A 20,937-nucleotide genomic window follows, 5' to 3' on the forward strand; every position below is an offset into this window, starting at 1 on the left:
AAGTTTAACTTTGCAATTTTGATTTTACATCTCTTACGATGGCAGAATTGTCATACCCAGATAATCCTGATAAAAAAATCCAGGTGTTTTTCTTTGAAAAAACTTCTTGATAGCCTAAACAAATAAATCTAAAAAAGACCCGTGCCTTCTTTTCAACTCAGGTTTCATTTTTACATTTTAGGTATTATCTTCCTTTTTCATTTTGATTTGTTTGCGGAAAGGATTCCTAGAATTCCTCTCTATGTACATATGATAACGGATAGCCAAGAAATACCTTATACCAAAGAATCCCTGCACTGGTTTTCCGACACCTTAAATCAAGAATTCCACTCGGGAGAGGGAGAGTCCTTAGCTGAGTTTTATATCATTGGGATCAGCACACCAGAGGAGATTGCGAAAGACTGGCCTCAACTTTCAAAAATTTCTAGCTCAAAAGAATTTTGGTCACAAAAGAAAGAAATGATGATGCACCCTATGTTTAGAAAGGATGCGATCAATCTGTTTATCTTTAGCAATCCAGAAAAGACACAAAGATCGCAGGGAGGGCTCATCATCAAAGCAAAGAATGTCAATGGTAAACGATTTACAGAATATTTTTCATGGATTCTTTTTGAGAAAAAAGCCTTCCTAAAAAAGGATGATAAGCTATTACTACATGAAGCAGGCCATGCCTTTAGTCTAACACATGTTAAGCCAATCAATGGGATAGATGAAACTTCCCAAGACCGCAATATAATGACAGGCAGTGAGGATACGCCAGAAACTCTACCTGAAGGAGAATCTGGTTATTACTTCACTCCTTCACAATCCGAAACTATCAAAAGAGTATCCAAAAAAATGTTGGAGGCATTTCAAAGACAAAACAATCCACTGAAACGGATTGAATCAAAAGATCTATGAGAAAAGTATACTGCCTATTATTATTCATTCTAGTTTGTTTTCAATGTAAAGCTTCCCTTGAAGATCTACCGAAACTCACCTCACCCATCATGGACCCAAAGGGTGTTTTGTCCAATACGGCAAAGACCGAATTGGAATCTTTACTTCGTAAAAACGAAGCAGATACAACGAATCAAATCGTTGTCTATTTAGAAGATTCCCTTATGTTCGGTTCCATTGAAGAGGATGCAATCAAGATCTTTGAGGCCTGGAAATTAGGAAAAAAAGAAAAGGATAACGGAATCCTTTTGCTATTTGCCATGAAGGAAAGAAAGGTTCGCATTGAAGTCGGTTATGGTTTAGAAGGTGTCTTTACAGACCTAGCGGCTAAACGAATCATCAATGAAATCATTGCGCCTAACATGAAACTTGGTAACTACGAGCAAGCTATAAAACAAGGAACCATAGCCATCCTCTCACAGACGAATGCATCCTCCCTTGATTATATTTCAAAATATTGTCCAGAAGCTTTTGTAGACCGTGCTTCTTGGATCCACGAAGATACAATTCCTTTATTGCAAAAAGAAATCCAAACTAGAGGCTTAAAAAACCAAGTAAACTTTAGATTTTGTGTAACTGCTTCTTATAACCAATTGCATTTGGATGGTCTAGCTCTTGGGATCTTAAAGAATATCCCTGCGAACGGAAAGCCCTCCTTCGTTTTGCTTGCATCCAAATTCCTAACTGAGAATGGATATTCCTATCGCGGGTTTGGTGGCTCAATCGCAGTGAGCCCGGAGCTTAGCCCACTGTTTTCGCAAATGAGGAACATAGAACTCTTTCAAAACTTATACGAGGAAGCCTCGCATGACGATATGACAAATTATTCTTATCGAGCCTATTTAAGTGCTTTGGATCGTATTGAACCTTATGTCGTAAATAAAAATCAGATCCCAAAAGAGTATTCGAAAGTCCATGATCCAAATGGCGTACTTTCAACCTTTGCCATCGAAAACATTACGAAACTCCTGGACAAAATGTTTAACGAGGATAGGCTCAAAGTATCGCTAAGTATCATCAAAACTAGGCAAGAAATAGAAACCGATGTACAAAAAGTCCTAAATCAAACCTTGGGAACTGAAAATGGGATCTTAGTAGTTTATTCATTGAACGAACGAAAATTTTTAGTTAGGATTTCAAAAAAGTTTCTACCTCCCATCGCAGGCAATGCCAAAATTCAATTTAACAAAAGCCAGTATGAATCTATGCTAACAAAGCTTGTGCGTAAGGCGTCCGAAGGATACCTTTCAGAGGGAGACTTGAATTGGGCAATGATCCGCGCTCTGGAATCAATTTCTACAAGTTGGAACACTTATCATCCAGAGGAAGATCTTTCCGTAACAGACAAACAAAGTGCAACAAAAGAAGAGACACAAAGTTTTTATCCAACAATTGAACTTCCTTTCCTTTGGGTTTTCTTTCGCGTTTGTCTCTTGCTCGTATTGATCAGCGCCTTTGCATCCGCCAATGGAGTGATCTTCCTTTCGGTATTATTCTATTATGCGAGCATTTATCTTCGAGACTGGATTCCCTCACTAAAAGGCTTTTCGCATCTAACGGAGATTTTTCTTCTGGGATTTAGTACCATTGCTGGCTACCTTAGCACACTCTTATTCCGAAGCGTAGGAATCGCCAAAATAATCGAAGACTTCATTGGTAGCACAAGCGATGGCTTTTCTTCCAACTCTCAATCTACCACAACCATTCGCAGTTCTTCATATAGTAGCTCTTCTTCCTCATCGACCTCATCGTCTTCCTCCTATTCTGGTGGAGGTGGTAGTTCTGGAGGAGGCGGGGCAAGTGGAAGTTGGTAAAACAGTTTGAATCGTGGAGTTGAATCATAGATTTAACTCCTTGCCTTTAACAAGCGTACTGCTCTCAAGAAAAAGACGATTCTGTTATTGAAAATGTTTTACTTCCCACTCTAAGTGGGAATCGAATCTATCAAACGTTCTAAATCCTTGCGAATTTGAAAGGGGCTATCTTGGAAGAGCTCCTTCATTTTCTTCTCCACCTCGTTTCTCGCATCGAATCTCTGTTCTTTGACCCAATCTTGGACTTTGGTGGTAAAGGATGTATTGAATCGCAGATTTTGTTTGTCCACTAAACCCATTTTGACCATCACTCTTGTTTTTTTAGGACAACGACAAGGATTACGACTATCAACTAAGCCACATTTGCCGGAAACATAAGTTTTTAGATCCTCGCGTGCTCTATGCAATTTGACACGATAATTGGAAGGTGAAATCGAAAAAAGCTCTGCTCCCAAGTTATGATCGGCTCCAAAAATTTCACCGATGATGTAAATGAGTCGTTGTTCTCGGCTGAGGCACATGAGCATCGCAGTTGCACAGAGTATCCTTACCTCTTCCACTTCTGCTTCACTAAACTCTTCTTCCGCCTCTTCAAAAGAAGGTTCAACCACATGGGTCATTTCATATTTCCCCTTGGGTGCGTTTAAAAAATGGTTCACAACGATTCGATAGAGCCAGGTTTTAAATTGGCTATTGCCTTGGAAGGTATTTAATTTGGTGAATACCTTGATCAGAACCTCTTGGGTAGCATCCAGGGCATCATCAGGATTTAGATATAGGCGTAAGGCAATGTTATAAATGAAGTCCTGGTGCTTTTTTAACAAGAGTTCCAGATACTTTCGATCCCCGGCTATGGCTCCCTGAAGGAGCACAGGGTCATCCTCTAATCCTTGCATAGGAATCAATTTAAGTTTAGCCTCTTCTGTAGGATAGAAATAAACCATTGTGAGGGTAATACCTTTCGCAAAAGAGCTAGCGATTTGGATCGTCTGTTACCAACAAGATAGCGCAGTCGATCACTAGGATCCTGGACTGCTTGGAAAATAGTTTCCGCGACTGTTTCAGGTAAAACCGCATCCATGAATGATTGGTCCTTAATAACTTTCAATCCATTCACAAAATGATCATAGTCCTTTATTAAACTATTCTGATATTCTTGAAGGGATTCTGAGTTAAAATTGCTTTTTGTTGCGCCAGGTTCTATGATTTTAACCTTAATTCCGAATGGTTTTAGTTCATAATGTACACTTTCAGAAAATCCTTCCACTGCCCACTTTGAACTATGGTAAATAGAAAATAGAGGATACGTCATAAGACCACCGATCGAAGATACATTTACAATGGTTCCAGACATTTGTTTTCTGAAGTATGGTAGAACTTCCTGAGTCATATTCATTAAGGCAAATACATTTATCGCAAACATACTTTGCCTATCTTCCTCACTCGAAGTTTCGAAAGCGCCAAAGGCACCAAAGCCCGCATTGTTTACAATGGCGTCGATTCTTCCTTCCTTTCTATAGACAGATTCGATGGACCTTCGGATTGATTCCTTGCTATTGATATCCATAACCACATGTTGTATGTTTGTATGCTTTTGCACCTGCGATTTTCTAGAAAAGGCATACACTTTCCATTTCCTTACAGAAAAAAAATCGGCAGTAGCTTTGCCGATTCCCGAAGATGCCCCAGTAACAATGATCACTCTATCCATAATTACTTCCGAAAGAATACAGGGATAAAAAACATCTGATCTTTCTCGCTTGCTTGGAAATAGGAAAGCGCAGATTCTTGATTTTTCCACAGTGTTAGGTGGCATGGTTTTTGTTCTGAGTCTTTTAACTCAACAAATTGCAATAAGCCTACCTTAGATATCAAATCTATTGCAGGATCCAATCTTCGGTAAGAAATGATCGCATATAGACTTTCCCCCGTGGAAGGGATTGGTTCAATTTCTTGAGTGCTGAGGATGGAATAAGAATCCACAACGCCCCTCTCTCCATATTGTTTCTCAATCCTTGCAAACCAAGAAGGCAAAAACCATGCCTCTGCATCTGCTTTTTTGTCCCAAATATAAATACCGCCAAAGCGATTGCTCCCTTCTAAAAAGGAATAAAATTTTTCATCCAACCCAGGGATTGCTTTGTACTCTGGGATAGACTTCTCCATTCGAGAAGATACGAGACTCCTCCAGGCATACCAAGGTTTTTTGACTTTTGTGATAGTTAGCCAGGTGCCTGTTCGCTTTTTAGGGGCAATGAATTCGGGTGAGGAATCTCTCGCTTCCATAGCTTTGCCACCCAAAGAGAGAAGGAGAAGAAGGCTTGGGATTTTGAAGTAGTCAATTGTTTTCATGGCAGATTAGACAAGGATTCTCTCAGGTGTTACAAAACTCGGGTAGAAAGGAATGGATTCTAAAACGCTTACGTTCAAAATTTTTTAAAAACTTTATTGTATTCCTCGGCTAGATTTTAATAAACAAAATACGACCAATGTTAGATATCAAAGAAATCTTAATCCGGATTTCGATTGCACTCGATTATGCGAATGGAAGGAAACCTGAATTTACTCTCAAATTGGCTTTGGTTTCTGTTTTTTTGGCAAAATTAGCAAACTGTAGCCAAAGAGAGATCCATTTAGTCTATCTTTCTTCATTATTTAAATCCATAGGATGTACCTCATATTCTCCCGAAGAAGCTGAAATTTTCTCAGGAGATGACATCAGTTTCAAATCAGCATTTTCAACAGTCGATTCTATCAACAAACTAGAAGCCTTGTTACAGATTCAAAAACTTCGGGCCGATTCCAAATGGGAAGAATTGAAAATGAAGTTTCGTTTGATCATCGATGGCAATAATTTGTACAAAAATATCATCGAAGCCCATTGCGATTCGGCGAGAATGCTAATCCAAGAAATCAACTTAGATCCCGAGATCAGTAAAATTATCAATGACACCTACGAACGATTTGATGGCAAAGGAACACCAAGTAAAAAGAAAGCCAATGAAATACATTTTCTTGCTCGGATCATATCGATTTCCTATTATTTCAATAGTCTATCAGAAATCACTGATACAAAATCCATTCGCAAACTTCTAGAGAAGAACAAAGGCAAAATGTTTGATCCAGTCCTTGTGGATTATTTGCTCAGATTTATCGAGGAACTCTCTCTCATGATCCATTCCAATACTATCCACGAGGATGCTTTGTTTATTTCACCAAATATATATGTAGACCACTTACAATCAGTGGCAATGATGATTTCCTATTTGCCAGATTTTAAGTCAAGATATACTTCTCTTCATTCTAAAAAAGTCTCTGAACTTGCTCTTTATCTCGCAAAAAAATTGAAATTAACTGAAGATGAACAGAACAAAGTGTACATTTCAGCATTACTCATGAATATTGGAATGGTCTGTATCCCCACGGGGATATTGGAAAAAGAGGGAAAGTTAAATCCATCGGAAAGAGAGCGTATGGAAACGCATACTTTCTTTACTGACCAAATATTGAAAAAAAGTAAACTACTAGAACCCTACCTAGAGTATTGTATCTCCCATCATGAAAACTTACAAGGTACTGGCTATCATAGAAGGACCAAGGATCTAAATATCGGGCAATCTATACTTTGCTATGCGGATAAAGTGATTGCACTTGGATCGGACAGATCATTTCGAAAAGCCTATCCGAATACAGAGATCTTAAAAATTTTAAAGCAAGAAGTGTTAGCGGGAATCCTAGAAGAAAGGATCTTTCCCTTCGTCGAAGAATACTTGGGATTCAAACAGAAAACTCCAAATCGTGGAGAGAATAAATACTCCTTAACGGATAGAGAGATCCAAGTTTTAGAACTCATCGCAGAAGGGCATACGAACAAACAAATCGCTAAAGATTTACAGATATCATCCAGAACCGTGCAACACCATTCCATCCACATCTATGAAAAAATGGGGGTTAAGAGTCGATCGGCCGCAGTGATGGTTGCATTCAAAGAAAAAATTTTACAACTATAGGCCATTTGGCCCTTTTTCCTAAAGTCTAGATCAAGTATTCTTTTCATAGAACTTTCTCTTTGAGGTCTATATGAAAATTTTACTGAGCATTCTTATGTTTTTTATCCTTTCTTGTTCTTCCGAAACCAAGAAATCAAATCTCACAAAGCCACTCACTATCCAATCCAGCAAAACGATTGTTTTTGTACACGGAATGTATATGACCCCCAAAACTTGGGAGCCATGGATGGCCTTTTTCAAAGAAAAAGGATTCAAAGTGTACGCTCCTGCCTACCCTCTTCATGATATCGATCCAGATATTCAGAGAAAAAAACACCCAGATCCTGAACTCGCAAAGCTAACCTTTGCACAGGTAAAAGAACATTACAAACAATTCATCCAAACATTGAATGAAAAGCCCATTCTAATTGGACATTCGATGGGAGGACTCGTCGTACAATCTTTATTAAACGATGGTATTGGATCTTCTGCTATCGCAATCAGCCCTGCACCACCGAAAGGAATAGTTTCCAAAGCCACTGCCATCAAACATGGATTTGGCTTTGTGACTTCCTCATGGCCCGTGATCAATCCATTTGCCTCGGATGATTCTCCCATCTTTATGGAAGAGGAACATTTTGTTCAAAAATTCGCAAATGGTTTAGAGGAGTCTGATGCTAGGCAAGCCTACCAACAATTTATCGTACCTGAATCAAGACGATTGCCGCGATCAATCCTAACTGACGAAGGTGCCATTGATTTTGAAAGAGCCAGGGGTCCATTGCTTTTAGTGGCGGCAGAGGAAGACCGAGTGATTCCCAATACTCTTGTTCAAGATAACAAAAAAGCATATTCTGAATCAGCAGGCATCACGAACTTTATCGAATACAAAGGAAAAGGACATTTGCTCCACAGACAAAAAGGATGGGAAAAGATTGCCAATGATTGTTTGACATGGATAGGTGAAAATCGGTAAGCTGAATACTTGATGAAACCAATTTATAAAAGCCTTTTTTTTGTAACGACTCTTGTTTTGGGACTTACGGCTGGAGCGATGTTAACTGAAGCAAGTATCATTGTTCCTTTCTGGCTAAGATTAAATCCTGATGAATTTTTTTCCTGGTATACAAAGAACCAAGCATCTCTCGTTGATTATTATACTCTACTAGAAGTATCGAGTCTGTTATTGACACTTTTGTCTTTGATTGTATTGCAAATTCAAAAGAGCTCGGGAGGATTGTGGATGGGTATCTCATTTCTATTTTCTTTATTTGTAATCTTGACGTTCTTTATATTTTTTAAAGATGCCAATGCACAGTTGAATGCTGGGCCGATTGCCAAAGAAGTATTTATTGATACCATCCAAAGATGGGGAAATTGGCAATGGATTCGAGTCGGCTTAGGATCTGTTGCGTTTATCGCAGCTTTGGTATTCTTACAAAAAGAACATTAAGATTTACGTTTTTTGAAAGTCTGGGTTTCTTTATGCCTAGATTTGTCCTTTTGTTTGGAAGTGTTTAAGAGATAAGCATCCAGTCTATCAAAACGTTCTCCCCACAAAAGACGATACTGTTCCATCCAATCTGTTACGTCTTTGAATGCTTCGTGGTTAATACTGCATTGGCGAAATTGTGCGTCCACGGACTTTGTGACAAGACCTGCATTCACGAGTACTTTGATATGTTTCGTAATAGCAGGAAGACTCATTTGTTTTAGCAAGGGAGATGCCAAATCACTAACGGTAGCATCACCTCGACTCAAAGCCTCTAGCAAACTCCTCCGTGTAGGATCAGACAGAGCGAAAAAAATATGACTGAGAGTATCTTGCATCAATTAACTAACCTCTTAATTAACTTTTTTAGTAATTAACCTAATAGTTAATAAAAACAACTTTCTTTGCTTGTCAAGAAAAGGAAAGACTATCGTTTTTTTTGCAGAAAAGATACTTGCCCAAATCTTTGCTACTTTGGTATAACAAAAACCCTGTCATGCGACCTATACTTGGATTATTCTCTTTGTATTTCTCTCTTATACTCTTTGGGCAAGAGTTTCCATTACAAAGCCAAGATTCCTTTTTCTCACAAAAGCGCTCAATCAATGGTTTCGGCGGTGTGTTTGTTAACTCCGATTTAGCACCCATCTCCTTCCAATTGGATTTCAAATACCAGCCATCTTATATCTGGGGGTTTGGATTCAACCAAGGAATTACTCCTCGTTTTTCCATTTTCCAATTTGAACTGGAGGGTATCCTTGCCCGCCATACAGGCGCTATGAACCACTATGAAGCAGTTGGAGTTGGGATCGCGAGGATACCCAATCTATTTGGATCAAACTTTAGTTTGGCGGTTGGTGAGGGGATTTCCTTTGCCTCAAGATTGCCAAGGCTCGAAAATTGGGATTTAGGATATGATAAGGGCCGCTTTGTAACAGACGATGTAGAATCGAGAGCCACATTGAATTATCTTTTGTTCGAAGTTGACTACAGCATACCGGGATTCTCCGATAAAACAAAAATCTTTTCTAGGATTCACCATCGTTCTGGCATCTATGGAGTTTTTTGTCCACCCACCCCTCCCTGTGGATCCAATTTTATAGTTTATGGTTTTAAACAAGAACTGTAAACGCTTAGCCAATTTTTTTATAAATTGAATTCTAAATTTGTAGCCTTTGGGAGAAAAAAGACTTGATATAGTTAGGATTCCTTACTAAATGGAACTTAAGCAAAGAGGTATCGTATGAATCAATTCGCAACATGGGCATTGGGTCTTTTCCTTGTCTTAGGTCTTTCCTGTTCAGAAAAGTTAACAAATGAAGTTCCATATCCAGAAGGATATCGAAGTTGGACACATGTTAAAACACTAACACTTAAAGAAAAACATCCACTATATGCAAGTTTCGGAGGCATCCACCACGTATACGTGAATCCCACTGGCCGTGATGCATTGCTTTCCAAGTCTGTCTATCCAGATGGATCTATCTTAGTTTTTGATCTTTTGGAATCGGATGCAAATGAAGAAGTTGCATCTGAAGGAAAACGAAAGGTATTGGCTGTCATGTATAAAAATTCAAAAGCCTTTCCTGAGACAAAGGGATGGGGTTTTGAAGGGTTTAAAGGAAATACGAAAGATCGTCTCGTAAATGGAAATCATGCCAGTTGTTTTGGATGCCATGCCAACCAATCAGCTACTGATTATACTTTTTCAGAATATCGTGAATAAGATGGAAGAAAAAAATTCTTTTTCGTTCCTAGAGTTAGAAGCCTACCCATGGCTTCTAACGGAGCCAATTCGATCGGAAAAGCTACGAGGCAATGTGATTGTTTTATATGCCTTTCAAATGCTCTGTCCTTCCTGTATCTTACATGGTTCTCCATTTGCACAAAAAATACATCAAACCTTTGCCGACAAGGGAGTGAAGGTAATCGGAATCCATACTGTATTTGAGCACCATAATGTAATGGGTCCTGATGCCCTGGAAACATATCTTGCTGAATTTCGATATTCCTTTCCTGTGGTCATCGACAAACATAACAGTCCTCATCCAATCCCTGATGTGATGCGAAGATTAGAATTACAAGGTACTCCGAGTTTTTTACTATTTGATAAAGCAGGTAATTTGAGATCTCATTACTTTGGGCCGGTAGACCCACTCTCATTTGGCTACGAGATCGGAAAGTTAATCGCTGAATAAAGGTTGCCAATCTCTCCTTTTTATTGGTTTTTTGAGTAAAGGATTGTGTTTAGGACCTAAACTCTTTTCTGAAAGGAACCTTTTGCAATGAAATCCGCCTTTGGTTTAGACCAACAAAATGAGAGTATTGACAGCAAACTAGTTGTTGCACTGGAACGAGTATCCGAAGCCTTTCGGGTACTACTGTGGCAACAAAGTAAGGAAATTGCTCTCAGCCCAATCCAAATTCAAATTTTATTATTTGTATATTTTCATGCCAGAGAACTCTGCAATGTTACTTACCTAGCAAATGAATTCAATGTCACGAAAGCCACGATGAGTGACAGTATCAAAGTACTTGTACAGAAAACATACTTAGAAAAAATTTCTGACCCCAATGACACCCGTTCCTTCACTTTAAAATTGAGCAAAGAAGGAAAAAAAATTGTTTTAGAATCTGCAAACTTTGCCCAAAAAATAGAAAAACCTTTATCACAACTACCAGAAGATACAAAGTTATCAATGTTAGATGGTTTATTTAACCTTATTTATGAGCTCAATCAGTCAGGCGTAATTACAGTACAAAGAATGTGTACACTATGTTCTCATTATACAAACCGAAAGGAAAAACATTATTGCAATCTTTTACAAAGACAGCTAGCCGCTGAGCAACTTCGATTGGATTGTCCAGAATTTAGTTCAGTATAATATCTGAAAAGGATTCATTCTATTTAGGGGTTCAAAAATCCAGATGAAATCTTTGCCTTCAAAAATATGCACAGTCTGTGGGCGCAGTTTCTCCTACCGAAAGAAGTGGGAAAAGGTTTGGGATGAGGTGCTCTATTGTTCGGATGCTTGTCGCAGGAGCAAATCGGTTGAAGCTAAGTTAAACTACGAGGAAGCTATCCTGTCCCTTCTGCGGACAAGATCTACTATGGCTAGTATTTGCCCTAGTGAAGTATTAAGCAGCGAAGAAAAAACAGATAAAGAAAAAATGGAACTTGTGCGTAGAGCAGCGAGAAGGCTTGCCAATAAAGGCCAAATCACCATCACACAGAAAGGGAAAGCAATTGATCCCGACTCCTTCAAAGGTCCAATCCGTCTAAAATTAAATTCTTTGCAATAAACAAAAGTTTGCTTATTTTTCCTCATTTCGAAAATTCTTTCCTAAATAAAAAAATTTTCCTTGCTATCATTTGTTAGTGCACTAGAAAATTCTGGGCTTTTGACGAAAGCTATCAATTCAATGGGTAAAAGACATCCATTCGTAAGGTAGGAACAAATTGAGTAAAGGGATTGGAAAGGTAGCTTTCATTACGGGTGCCTCAGGAGGGATAGGCAGAGAGACTGCTCTTTTGCTATCCCAAAAAGGTTTTACTCTTTTTTTAACCGATCGCCGAGAACAAATCTCCTCTCTAAAGGAATTTGTTGGATCCTTAAATAAAAATCACATTGTCTATCCTTGTGATATTGCATCACCAAAAGAATGCTCTGTGGCAATCAAAGAATGTATAAAAAGATTTGGTCGGATTGATATTTTAGTCAACAATGCAGGTATTATGCGACCTGCAAAATTCCACAATCTATCCATTGATGCAATTGAAGAGCAGATAGATGTAAATATTAAAGGTACGATTCGACTGACCCATTTGGCAATGCCGCATCTCAAATCCTCCCAAGGGAAGCTTATCATCTTGTCTTCATTAGCTGGAATTGTCCCAGCTCCCCATCATTCTATTTATAGCGCGACCAAGTTTGCTTTGAGAGGATTTGCTTTGAGTTTGTATCTGGAATGGAAAGAATTGGGTATCCGTGTAACAAACATTTTGCCAGGAACCATTCAATCGCCTATGACTCAGTTTATGGCTTCCCAAGACAGCTCTCCCATGGCATATCTTAACCCTCCCTTACCAGCCTCAGATGTAGCCCAAGCAATTGCAAAAGCTATCGATTCTGATATTGCGGAAGTCTATGTTCCCTACTCGCAAGGCCTACTGGCTAGGATTGCCCTTCTATTTCCTTACCTTTTACAGTGGATCTATCCCATTCTGGCGAAGAAAGGATATAAGAATTTAGAGTCATGGAAAGAAAAAGGACTCTTTAGATGAGTCCGCAAAACAAGGAAAGTTTCCTTCTTTAAAAAATCCGAAAAAATGAAACGATACAAATATGTAACTCTCCTCACTTCCTTTCTTTTCTTATCTACCATTACATTACAGGCAAATGATACGGTAGAAGTGAACGATGCTCTGGAAAAACAGCTACTCGGAAATTTCATTTACTATTTGGAAGATAGTGAAAAAAAACTTAGCTTTGAGGATATTAAATTTCTTAAATTACAGGAGATTTTCTAAAAATCTAATTCTGAGATTTTAGAATTTGGACAAACAAACCATCACTATTGGCTACGCATCACCCTTGAAAACAAGGCTAATGTATTTGTGTCCAAACTCATCGAAATCAATTATAACAATATAGATCTCATTCAATTTTATGAACCTTTAGATGATGGATCTTTTGTAAAAACGGAAACAGGTATGCTCTTTCCCTTTGCCACTAGGAAATACAAAAATAGAAATTTTGTTTTTCCTATAGCAATTGGGCCAGGGCAAAAGAAGACTTATTACTTCTTAACTTGGACAAGTGGTGGCCTAAGCCTTCCCATTCTCTTATGGAACCAGGACTCTTTCATACTCCACAATGCGGACGTACAGCACGGCCTAGGTATTTACTATGGAGTGATGATTGTAATGATCCTTTATAATCTATTCATCTTTTTTTCGATCCGAGACATTAGTTACTTTTACTATGTAACGTATATTCTCGGCTTTTTAGGTATACAACTGGTATTGACGGGTCATGGATTCCAATACCTTTGGCCTGAGTATCCGTCCCTCCAGAGAAATTTTTACGTTTTTTTTACCGGCATTTGTATGTCATCTGCACTTCTCTTTGCCAAACGATTTTTAAATACGAAAGAGAATATTCCTATCTGGTTGGACAAGTCCATGAAAGTAATGGTTGTCGCACATGCTATCCTAGTGATTACACCTCTACTCTTTCCACCTGAGATTACCGTAAAAATCGCACTCCTTTTGAGCCTCCCTGTACTTTTTATGATTCCAACTGCCTCCGTTATGAGTTTCCTAAAAAAATTCAGGCCAGCAAGATACTTTCTCTTAGCATTTACCGTACTCCTAGTTTCAGGTATTGTTGTCGTTTTAAGATTTATCAATATTCTAGGTAACACATTCATAACAGAGTACGGTTTGTATCTTGGATCTACTATGGAAGTAATATTACTTTCAATCGCTCTAGCTGACCGTATCAACATCATGAAGCGTGAAAAATCAGAAGCACAAGCAAAGACTTTAGAGATGCAAAAAATTTTAACAGAGTCGTATGCTCGTTTCGTACCAAAAGATTTTTTAGCAAATCTAGGCAAAGAATCAATCTTAGATGTAAAGTTAGGTGACCAAATCCAAAAAGATATGTCTGTCTTGTTTAGTGATATACGTTCATTTACAACGCTTTCTGAACAAATGACACCCGCTGAAAATTTCAATTTTATCAACTCCTACCTAGGTCGTATGAGTCCCATCATACAGAGGAACCATGGCTTTATAGATAAATTTATCGGTGACGCCATTATGGCATTATTCCAAAAAAATGTTCTCGATGCTGTAAACGCTGGAATCGAAATGCAAAGGTACTTAAAAATTTATAATGATCATAGAAATAAACAGGGATATGTACCCATCCAAATTGGAGTAGGGATTCATTCTGGCTCACTCATGTTGGGAACCATCGGAGCCGAGGAAAGATTGGAAGGTACCGTTATTTCAGATACAGTAAACCTTGCCTCCAGGATTGAAAACCTAACTAAGATATATGGATCTAGAATTGCAGTCAGTGAAAGCACCATTGAAGAGGTAAAGCGTGATGGACGATTCCATTTTCGTTTTTTGGACAGAGTCAAGGTCAAAGGAAAAAAAATCCCTGTATCGATTTACGAAGTGATCGATGGAGATGAGCCCGAGGAGCAAGATCTAAAGATTGCAACAAAGGATACCTATGAAAAAGGTGTGAATGCTTTTTACTCCAATTACTTTGAAGAAGCAAAGGTCCATTTTGAAAAGGTACTTAATATATTCCCACAAGATAAGGCAACGCAACTTTATTTGAAACGATTGTATCCTGTTACTAAGGATCAGAGTTTTGATGAGCATTAGAATAAATTGTAAACCGATTCCTTATCATGATCCCATTGAAAATAATGATTTATGTGAAAAGTCAGTGGAAATTTCAAAAGGGTCATTTTATACTTGTTCTCGAATAGCTTTCCCATGCAAATCCTTGCCAATTTCATTAAATCGATCCTAAATTTTCTTCTACCGAAAACCTACCTTCCTGTTGATTCCAAATCTGGCCTTTGGATTGATTGGGCCGATGATACGGAAATCCAAAAAAGGAGAAACAGGGAATCTATAAAAACATTTAAAGATAAAGGGTATGTCATCCTATCGAAACTTATACCTAATCAGCTATGCGATGAATTAAACCAAAAGTTTTCTAAATACGTTGAGTCCAATCATGAGGAGGCACGATCGGCGGAAGATTCCTTCGGTTTCCATTCACGACTTTGTAATTTTCATATGTTTTCTTCCAAGGCTAAAGAAATTGCTTTTCATAAAACTTTAGTCTCTATCTTAGATGAGATTTTTTCATCTGAAGCGGTTTTATGTTCTAGTCTTTATTTTGAAAAAGGGAGCGAGCAGAGGATTCATCGCGATGGACCTTTCTTCTACACTGTTCCCAAAAATCTCTTTGTTGGAGTCTGGGTAGCATTGGAGGATATCCAAGAAGGCACAGGTGAGCTTGTATATTTTCCCAAAGGTCATTTGATTCCAATCTCTGTAGAGAAAATTATACAAGAAGGAGGAGGTTGGTCTGAGTATAGTAAAGCTATAGAGTCGAAGTGCAGACAGTTGGGTTTGGGACTAGAAAAAAATTTAGCAAAGAAAGGGGATGTCCTAATCTGGCATGCGGAACTTCCCCATGGTGGATCCAAGATTGACAATTCCAAACAATCAAGAAAATCTATTGTCTTTCATTACAAAGCTAAATTAGCTCCCATCCATGGCGAAGATGTATTTTTTTCAAAGGCACCCGTTCCTAAATTTTCCGTCTTCTCTTACAAATCATATAACAAACGAAAGTATATTGACCAAGGTATTCCATTCTTTGCTAAAAATGAGTATTAAATTTTTGCAATACTTAAAGAGTTTCTTATTTCTTAAAGAATGCTTCGACGAATTTCTTTTATCAAAGAATGAAATTCAAAAATCCTTTCTCATTCTCAGCGGAAACAAACCGAACAAGGCTCAGCAATCCACTTAACAGATTTTTTGTATAAAAAAAGTGAGAACTTCATTTTTCTTTTTCGAATAGAGCAACTCTATTTCCTTCTGAATCTTGAAATTCTGCTACAAAGCCAAATTCGATTCTTGTTCTTGGATACAAAATGAATCCGCCTTCTGACACAACTTTTTTCAAAGTGCTTGTTATATCTTCTGATTGAAAGTAAACAAGTGTTCCTTCTTTGGAGGGACGGTACGTCTTTCCTTTTGCAAGTGCACCAGAAATATGGGAACTCCCATCCACAAAGGGAAATAAGGCCATCTCATTGCCATCGAGACTAGTTTTCTCGAATGTAAATGAGAATACAGTTGAATAAAAATGAATGGCTCGGTCAAGGTTACTGACAGGAATTTCAAAATACACAACTGGATTTGCCATAGAACCTTCGAGGTCTTTTTTATGAGAACAAAAACAAACCAAAGTAACAAGCCATGTAAAGAGAATCACTTTTCCAATCATCTTCATTGCTCTATTGGATTCCATTAGACTCGTTTCCAGAAATAAGTCAAAAATTCCTTTTCCTCTTCAAAACCTTCTCTTTCATACAAACGCCTTGCCGTGAGATTGTGTTTTGAAGTGGACAGCTCCAATCCTTTCCCTTGAAAGACTTCCGTATATTTTTTTGCTTCATTTATCAAGAGTTTAGCGATTCCCTTTTTTCTGTATTCTAAAAGCACATACAAGTCGTTTAAGAGGTAGGAACGCTCCATACTGATTGATGAAAATACAGGATACAATTGAATAAAGCCAAGAAGTACATCCTGGCCAAGCTCCGTTGCCAAGAGTATGATTGATTGCCGATGCTCCATCCGATCTTTTAAAAAATGAAATGCAGTATCTCGATCACTTTTTTGTCCATAAAATTGACGGTAGAGATCAAAAAGTTCCGAAATTTTATGTAAATCATTAAAATTTGCCTCTCTTACTTTTAGGTCCAAATTTGCCTCCTATTCATTCTGATATTGAGTTTGTTGAAGAAAATATACATAGTCCATCTCTGGTGTAGTGCCACCTAATGCTGTGATAGCCGCAGAAATTTGACCTCTATGGTGGGTCCTATGGTTCATATTGTGATGGATTAAGTCACAGTAAAGGAGTCTAGATACAAAACCTCGCATTGTTTTATAAGTGAAAACCTTTTGCCAAATATCCTCTGTTTGGCTCTCTAGCCAGGTTTCCCATCTTTTCATTGCTAGGAAAAGTTCCATTTTCAAAGCCTTTGGATCATATTGCAATTCTTGCGAAAGTGTTTTAGGTTGAAAATCTTCGCCTACCAATCTGGAGAACCATAATTTTTCCACCAATAGCAGATGGTTGATTGTCCCATGGATAGACCGAAAGAACAAACCCATATCTTTTTTTAGGTCATCTTCAGAAAAAGCATCCAAGGATCTGTACAATACTTCAGTCGCCCAAAAATGATATTGGTGATTTCGTACAAAAAATGCCTTCATGTATGCTACTTCATCTGGAATCGAAAGGAATCAAAGTAGAAAATCTTATGGTGGACCCTGTAAGCCCATCCTAATTTTCCTTATATTGATGTAATTCCAGTTGCATTTTATTGCTTTTTTGTTAGCCTATTGCATGCTCTATGTCCAGAAACTATCTACAACTCACCATCAATCGACTTTTTTTATTTGTGCTCTTTGTCTGGTTTCCCTTCCAAACACTTTCGGCCCAAACGAAGTATGATTTCCCGGAGACAAAACCTGGCCAATATATCTATTATCTGGACAAAAGAGGAGACCAGAAACGACTCACTGGGATCTTAAAGTTTTTTGATGGCACTCTTATTTGCCGCACAATCAATTTGAAAGACAAATCACAAACGACCATTACATTCCAAATAGAGGAAAAAGAAAACAATCTCGAACTCAAACCTCTTAAATTGATTTCGGGAAACTTTGAAAAAGACATTCAATATGTATTTGTAGATCTCCAAAACATAGCAACGCAAGAGTTTAAACATAAATCTTCCTTCACGGAAGGTAAGGACCGGTTTGAAGATCCTTGGCCAGAATTTGGCTATACATTGGAGCATACCTTTTGGAGAGAGATTCCCTTCTTTCACTTATATAGCACCAGAAAAACAGATTCGGAAACTCCAAATTATGAAATCGCTGTAATGGGTAGAATGGTCAGTGGGAATGATACTTCCTTCTTCCAATTCGATTTTCCTTTGATTGTAGAAAACCAGAACGCGAAATTTACTGTTCCTTCGAAAACAGAACAGGTTTTTGTAAGCCAGGGTTATTCCCTAATCTTAGACGAAAACTGGAAACCTCACCTAGCAGATGCTAAAAACAAACTTTACCACGATACCTTCTGGCTAGAGGTGAACTCAAAAAGAGATGCGCAAATTGGAATCGAAATTGTGGAAAATAAGAAACTTCCCAAAGAGGCAAAAATTAAGTCGAGTTTAGATTTTGCTCAAAAAATTGCTAACTCTACCCCCATGCTTTTAGCTATCTCATTATATTTTAATCCTATCAATGATAAAGAAACAACTGTCTCTTACATTGTATTTGATTTAGAGAGTAAATTGCCAACCATCATGATTCATAGAATTAAGGAGATTGAACCAGGGAAATACCATGTGATCAATTTCTCTGCATTTTTAGAAACCTATAGTTCAAATGAGGATTATTTCAACCAAATGTTAAGCAAAATAAAATAGCCTACTCTCAAGTAAAGGCGAATGATTGCATTTAGTTTTTCTAGATTCATTTATTAATTCACAAAATCATTTTCTTTATGTAAAAATAAATATAGAGTAGATAGCAATTCGGAAACAATGATTGGTTTTTTAAGACAAGCATTCATGCCAGCAGCATAATACTCTTTTACTTGGTTTTCCATACTATTTGCTGTAACAGCTATAATTAGAATATTCTGAAATTTATCTTTTCTTGACCTTATTTGACGAGTCGCCTCAATCCCGTCCATTTCAGGCATTTGGATATCCATCAAGATGAGATCATATGGGTATTCGTCCAAATCCAATAGATGAACCACCTCTTTACCATTCATTGCAACATGAACTGTATAGTTTTCCTTCTCTAAAATACGCATGATAAACTTTTGGTTTAAAGGATTGTCTTCAGCAATTAACAAATGGAATTTTGAATTTTCTAAAGTATTGTGTGCAACCGAACCTAAGCTTTTGGAATGCTCCCGCCGAGCAGTCTCATAAGGAAGGGTAAAAATAAAGGTGGATCCTTTTTTTAGCTCACTTTCGACTCGAATAGCACCACCCATAAGGTGTACAAGTTCTTTGGAAATATACAATCCCAAGCCGGAGCCTTCCTGTTTCTTTGTTCTTGAAGTCCCCAATTGAGTGAATCGTTCAAACAATCGATGTTGGTCCTCATGTGATATTCCAATGCCCGTATCTTTGACGGAAAATTCGATCCACCTTGGATCTTTGGCTCTTTTGACAATCAATCGTATTGAGCCGATCTTTGTAAATTTAAAGGCATTGCTGATGAGATTGATGAGTACTTGCCTAAGGCGACTTTCGTCTAAAAGTAAAGGTTCTGTAAAATGATCCTTTTGAATCTCAATTTGAAAATGTACATTTCTTTCCTTTGATTCCTCTTCAAACAATAACTGTAAATTTGCACATAGACTACTTAGTTGAATGGGTTCTTTTTTGATTTCTATTTTTTGAAATTCAAGTTTAGAAACATCTAAAATATCATTGATAATTGTAAGTAAAGATAAAATGGATTTTTTCGCTTGGAAGAGGTAATCTTCTTGCTCCTTGTCTAATGTTGTCCTCTCTAAAAGGGATAACATACCGAGTACGCCGTTCATTGGTGTTCTGATTTCATGGCTCATATTTGCTAAGAATTGAGTTTTGATTTGGTTCGCCTCTTGTAATTCTTTTGTTCTTTCCTTTACCAAAGATTCAACGGTTCTTTCCTTTCCTAAAATCATCATGACTACCAAACCCAAAAGCCCTGAAAGTAAGGACGAAAACAAAAGCAAAACCTCTGATGCTCTAGAAATATTTACTAGATAAAATGCTCTCGTTGCAATGATGGTTAATTGGAAATTGAATTCTTTTGATTGTATGCTAAGCGATTTTTCAAATTCCGAAAAAATTGGATTATTAGCAGAATTACAATTATAGTCAAATAGTATATTATGTTTATCTACTATTTCTTTTATCTGAATGCATAATGTACTAGCAAGCATATCTTTATCCAAAATGTCCCTGGTACTTTGTTGCCCTAGTTCTTCAAATCGCTCACCAATGATTTGTTGGATCCTTTCTGCTTCAAAAGAAAGCCTATTTTGTATAAATTCATTTTCCCAAGTTCGAGTGTAGAAAAATACCAACAAACTTAAAAGAAACGAGATCGCAGAAGCGACAAAGTAAAATGCGAATCGTTCTCCTGTTTCTTCACCCCTTCTCCAATTCCAATAAAACAATGTGAGAGGAGTAAAGATCAAAATGCCAATCGTATCACCCAAACACCAACGAAACCAGGAATCCCATATTTCTTGAACTTGGATATGATCAAAAAGTACGAGAGCAAATATTCCCATGGAAGCGGACATAACCGATGTGATAGGGCCGGTTATCAAAAAGAACCTTTTCATCTCCTTTGTTTGGTAAAGATCAAGTTTATGTCCCAAAGAACGCCGGAGAGTTAGCCCACCAATGATTGAGGCGATTGTGTTTCCAAAAGCAATAAAACCAATCCGCGACCACTCATGGAATGGGATATCTTGTGCGTGCAGAAAAGATGCAAAGCTAAGGTTGGTGAGAAAAGAAGCAAAAAATAAGATTGGCCAGACCTTTTTCCCATAGACGAGTACAAAGCCTAGTGCAATTCCTGCGGAGGGCCAAATCGGAGAGCTTGCACCATCTAATGCGAATACGTTGAGGCATAGCTTTCCAAACCCAATATAGAGGACAAAAAAGGTAATCTGAATTTGAAAGCTCTTTATTAACTTTGCCACAAGTAGTCCTCTCCCAAAAGATCGATAACTATCGTTCTGTGATGGTGTTGTATTATTGCATCATCTAACAAGAATGTAAATGATTTATCTCGAAAGATTTGACCTAAAGCCAAGAAAAAGACCAGATCCGT

At 37.8% G+C, this 20,937-nt stretch carries 23 protein-coding genes; 15 read left to right on the forward strand and 8 right to left on the reverse strand.

Annotation, left to right across the window (positions count from 1 at the left end):
* The first annotated feature begins 141 nt into the window (after positions 1 to 141).
* Positions 142 to 900 (forward strand): hypothetical protein, encoded by a 759-nt coding sequence (locus DI060_RS12705; RefSeq protein ID WP_108977219.1) that lies wholly within the window; start codon positions 142 to 144, stop codon positions 898 to 900.
* Positions 897 to 2,753, forward strand: a complete 1,857-nt coding sequence (locus DI060_RS12710; protein ID WP_108977221.1) for a TPM domain-containing protein — start codon at positions 897 to 899, stop codon at positions 2,751 to 2,753. The genes DI060_RS12705 and DI060_RS12710 overlap by 4 nt, the downstream gene beginning before the upstream one ends.
* A 110-nt stretch (positions 2,754 to 2,863) precedes the next feature.
* Here the strand turns inward: DI060_RS12710 and DI060_RS12715 are convergent, their stop codons facing one another.
* From DI060_RS12715 to DI060_RS12725, 3 genes are read right to left on the reverse strand one after another with little or no spacing between them, the layout of a single operon-like run.
* Positions 2,864 to 3,697, reverse strand: a complete 834-nt coding sequence (locus tag DI060_RS12715) for an RNA polymerase sigma factor (protein WP_209452044.1) — start codon at positions 3,695 to 3,697, stop codon at positions 2,864 to 2,866.
* Positions 3,655 to 4,464 (reverse strand): SDR family oxidoreductase, encoded by an 810-nt coding sequence (locus tag DI060_RS12720; RefSeq protein WP_167837005.1) that lies wholly within the window; start codon positions 4,462 to 4,464, stop codon positions 3,655 to 3,657. Before DI060_RS12720 ends, DI060_RS12715 begins: the two co-directional genes overlap by 43 nt.
* Positions 4,465 to 4,466: 2 nt before the next feature.
* On the reverse strand, positions 4,467 to 5,105 hold the full coding sequence (locus DI060_RS12725) for a hypothetical protein (protein WP_108977225.1): 639 nt from the start codon (positions 5,103 to 5,105) through the stop codon (positions 4,467 to 4,469).
* Between the two features lie 137 nt (positions 5,106 to 5,242).
* Between DI060_RS12725 and DI060_RS12730 the strand changes: the two genes are divergently transcribed.
* The 3 genes from DI060_RS12730 to DI060_RS12740 all read left to right on the forward strand — a co-directional run bounded on the left by DI060_RS12730 (position 5,243) and on the right by DI060_RS12740 (position 8,195).
* Positions 5,243 to 6,763 carry an HD domain-containing phosphohydrolase gene (locus tag DI060_RS12730; protein WP_108977227.1) on the forward strand — a complete coding sequence of 507 codons (1,521 nt, stop codon included), beginning with the start codon at positions 5,243 to 5,245 and terminating at the stop codon, positions 6,761 to 6,763.
* 70 nt (positions 6,764 to 6,833) lie between these two features.
* Entirely contained in the window at positions 6,834 to 7,718 is an 885-nt protein-coding gene (locus tag DI060_RS12735) for an alpha/beta hydrolase (protein WP_108977230.1), read from the forward strand.
* 12 nt (positions 7,719 to 7,730) lie between these two features.
* Positions 7,731 to 8,195 (forward strand): DUF1772 domain-containing protein, encoded by a 465-nt coding sequence (locus DI060_RS12740; RefSeq protein WP_108977232.1) that lies wholly within the window; start codon positions 7,731 to 7,733, stop codon positions 8,193 to 8,195.
* Here the strand turns inward: DI060_RS12740 and DI060_RS12745 are convergent.
* Positions 8,192 to 8,572 (reverse strand): ArsR/SmtB family transcription factor, encoded by a 381-nt coding sequence (locus DI060_RS12745; RefSeq protein ID WP_108977234.1) that lies wholly within the window; start codon positions 8,570 to 8,572, stop codon positions 8,192 to 8,194. The genes DI060_RS12740 and DI060_RS12745 overlap by 4 nt on opposite strands.
* 101 nt (positions 8,573 to 8,673) lie before the next feature.
* On the opposite strand from DI060_RS12745, the gene DI060_RS12750 reads away from it, so the two are divergent.
* From DI060_RS12750 to DI060_RS12785, 9 genes are all read left to right on the forward strand, one after another.
* A complete protein-coding gene (locus DI060_RS12750) occupies positions 8,674 to 9,363 on the forward strand; it encodes a hypothetical protein (protein ID WP_135355053.1) in 690 nt (229 codons plus the stop codon).
* A gap of 114 nt (positions 9,364 to 9,477) precedes the next feature.
* Positions 9,478 to 9,960, forward strand: a complete 483-nt coding sequence (locus DI060_RS12755; RefSeq protein WP_108977238.1) for a cytochrome P460 family protein — start codon at positions 9,478 to 9,480, stop codon at positions 9,958 to 9,960.
* A 1-nt stretch (position 9,961) separates the two neighbouring features.
* Positions 9,962 to 10,432, forward strand: a complete 471-nt coding sequence (locus DI060_RS12760; RefSeq protein ID WP_108977240.1) for a peroxiredoxin family protein — start codon at positions 9,962 to 9,964, stop codon at positions 10,430 to 10,432.
* A gap of 87 nt (positions 10,433 to 10,519) precedes the next feature.
* Positions 10,520 to 11,119 (forward strand): MarR family winged helix-turn-helix transcriptional regulator, encoded by a 600-nt coding sequence (locus DI060_RS12765; RefSeq protein ID WP_108977242.1) that lies wholly within the window; start codon positions 10,520 to 10,522, stop codon positions 11,117 to 11,119.
* A 43-nt stretch (positions 11,120 to 11,162) separates the two neighbouring features.
* On the forward strand, positions 11,163 to 11,537 hold the full coding sequence (locus DI060_RS12770; RefSeq protein ID WP_108977244.1) for a DUF2256 and DUF3253 domain-containing protein: 375 nt from the start codon (positions 11,163 to 11,165) through the stop codon (positions 11,535 to 11,537).
* A gap of 157 nt (positions 11,538 to 11,694) precedes the next feature.
* Positions 11,695 to 12,519, forward strand: a complete 825-nt coding sequence (locus tag DI060_RS12775; RefSeq protein ID WP_108977246.1) for an SDR family NAD(P)-dependent oxidoreductase — start codon at positions 11,695 to 11,697, stop codon at positions 12,517 to 12,519.
* Positions 12,520 to 12,564: 45 nt separating this feature from the next.
* The gene (locus tag DI060_RS19190) at positions 12,565 to 12,765 is read left to right on the forward strand and encodes a hypothetical protein (protein ID WP_244594395.1); all 201 of its coding nucleotides are present in this window, start codon (positions 12,565 to 12,567) and stop codon (positions 12,763 to 12,765) included.
* 15 nt (positions 12,766 to 12,780) lie between these two features.
* Positions 12,781 to 14,643 carry a 7TM diverse intracellular signaling domain-containing protein gene (locus DI060_RS12780; RefSeq protein ID WP_282097155.1) on the forward strand — a complete coding sequence of 621 codons (1,863 nt, stop codon included), beginning with the start codon at positions 12,781 to 12,783 and terminating at the stop codon, positions 14,641 to 14,643.
* Positions 14,644 to 14,757: 114 nt separating this feature from the next.
* On the forward strand, positions 14,758 to 15,675 hold the full coding sequence (locus DI060_RS12785; protein WP_108977248.1) for a phytanoyl-CoA dioxygenase family protein: 918 nt from the start codon (positions 14,758 to 14,760) through the stop codon (positions 15,673 to 15,675).
* 166 nt (positions 15,676 to 15,841) lie between these two features.
* Here DI060_RS12785 and DI060_RS12790 read toward each other — a convergent pair whose 3' ends face one another.
* From DI060_RS12790 to DI060_RS12800, 3 genes are read right to left on the reverse strand one after another with little or no spacing between them, the layout of a single operon-like run.
* Positions 15,842 to 16,315 (reverse strand): VOC family protein, encoded by a 474-nt coding sequence (locus DI060_RS12790; protein ID WP_209452045.1) that lies wholly within the window; start codon positions 16,313 to 16,315, stop codon positions 15,842 to 15,844.
* Entirely contained in the window at positions 16,315 to 16,770 is a 456-nt protein-coding gene (locus tag DI060_RS12795) for a GNAT family N-acetyltransferase (protein WP_108977250.1), read from the reverse strand. The genes DI060_RS12790 and DI060_RS12795 overlap by 1 nt, the downstream gene beginning before the upstream one ends.
* A gap of 9 nt (positions 16,771 to 16,779) precedes the next feature.
* Complete coding sequence (locus DI060_RS12800; RefSeq protein ID WP_108977253.1) at positions 16,780 to 17,286, reverse strand: DinB family protein; 507 nt, start codon at positions 17,284 to 17,286, stop codon at positions 16,780 to 16,782.
* 140 nt (positions 17,287 to 17,426) lie between these two features.
* Between DI060_RS12800 and DI060_RS12805 the strand changes: the two genes are divergently transcribed.
* On the forward strand, positions 17,427 to 18,512 hold the full coding sequence (locus tag DI060_RS12805; RefSeq protein ID WP_108977254.1) for a DUF7955 domain-containing protein: 1,086 nt from the start codon (positions 17,427 to 17,429) through the stop codon (positions 18,510 to 18,512).
* A 53-nt stretch (positions 18,513 to 18,565) separates the two neighbouring features.
* Here the strand turns inward: DI060_RS12805 and DI060_RS12810 are convergent, their stop codons facing one another.
* The gene (locus tag DI060_RS12810) at positions 18,566 to 20,806 is read right to left on the reverse strand and encodes a hybrid sensor histidine kinase/response regulator (RefSeq protein ID WP_108977256.1); all 2,241 of its coding nucleotides are present in this window, start codon (positions 20,804 to 20,806) and stop codon (positions 18,566 to 18,568) included.
* Positions 20,807 to 20,937: the final 131 nt, after the last annotated feature.

Origin of the sequence: Leptospira ryugenii (assembly GCF_003114855.1) — a bacterium.
GTDB lineage: Bacteria > Spirochaetota > Leptospiria > Leptospirales > Leptospiraceae > Leptospira_A > Leptospira_A ryugenii.

What these genes read in the sequence shown, in the direction of transcription:
- DI060_RS12710 (WP_108977221.1), top strand. Translation starts at nt 897, where the DNA reads ATGAGAAAAGTATACTGCCTATTATTATTCATTCTAGTTTGTTTTCAA.
- DI060_RS12715 (WP_209452044.1), bottom strand. Translation starts at nt 3,697, where the DNA reads ATGGTTTATTTCTATCCTACAGAAGAGGCTAAACTTAAATTGATTCCT.
- DI060_RS12720 (WP_167837005.1), bottom strand. Translation starts at nt 4,464, where the DNA reads ATGGATAGAGTGATCATTGTTACTGGGGCATCTTCGGGAATCGGCAAA.
- DI060_RS12725 (WP_108977225.1), bottom strand. Translation starts at nt 5,105, where the DNA reads ATGAAAACAATTGACTACTTCAAAATCCCAAGCCTTCTTCTCCTTCTC.
- DI060_RS12730 (WP_108977227.1), top strand. Translation starts at nt 5,243, where the DNA reads ATGTTAGATATCAAAGAAATCTTAATCCGGATTTCGATTGCACTCGAT.
- DI060_RS12735 (WP_108977230.1), top strand. Translation starts at nt 6,834, where the DNA reads ATGAAAATTTTACTGAGCATTCTTATGTTTTTTATCCTTTCTTGTTCT.
- DI060_RS12740 (WP_108977232.1), top strand. Translation starts at nt 7,731, where the DNA reads ATGAAACCAATTTATAAAAGCCTTTTTTTTGTAACGACTCTTGTTTTG.
- DI060_RS12745 (WP_108977234.1), bottom strand. Translation starts at nt 8,572, where the DNA reads ATGCAAGATACTCTCAGTCATATTTTTTTCGCTCTGTCTGATCCTACA.
- DI060_RS12755 (WP_108977238.1), top strand. Translation starts at nt 9,478, where the DNA reads ATGAATCAATTCGCAACATGGGCATTGGGTCTTTTCCTTGTCTTAGGT.
- DI060_RS12760 (WP_108977240.1), top strand. Translation starts at nt 9,962, where the DNA reads ATGGAAGAAAAAAATTCTTTTTCGTTCCTAGAGTTAGAAGCCTACCCA.
- DI060_RS12765 (WP_108977242.1), top strand. Translation starts at nt 10,520, where the DNA reads ATGAAATCCGCCTTTGGTTTAGACCAACAAAATGAGAGTATTGACAGC.
- DI060_RS12770 (WP_108977244.1), top strand. Translation starts at nt 11,163, where the DNA reads ATGAAATCTTTGCCTTCAAAAATATGCACAGTCTGTGGGCGCAGTTTC.
- DI060_RS19190 (WP_244594395.1), top strand. Translation starts at nt 12,565, where the DNA reads ATGAAACGATACAAATATGTAACTCTCCTCACTTCCTTTCTTTTCTTA.
- DI060_RS12785 (WP_108977248.1), top strand. Translation starts at nt 14,758, where the DNA reads ATGCAAATCCTTGCCAATTTCATTAAATCGATCCTAAATTTTCTTCTA.
- DI060_RS12790 (WP_209452045.1), bottom strand. Translation starts at nt 16,315, where the DNA reads ATGGAATCCAATAGAGCAATGAAGATGATTGGAAAAGTGATTCTCTTT.
- DI060_RS12800 (WP_108977253.1), bottom strand. Translation starts at nt 17,286, where the DNA reads ATGAAGGCATTTTTTGTACGAAATCACCAATATCATTTTTGGGCGACT.
- DI060_RS12805 (WP_108977254.1), top strand. Translation starts at nt 17,427, where the DNA reads ATGTCCAGAAACTATCTACAACTCACCATCAATCGACTTTTTTTATTT.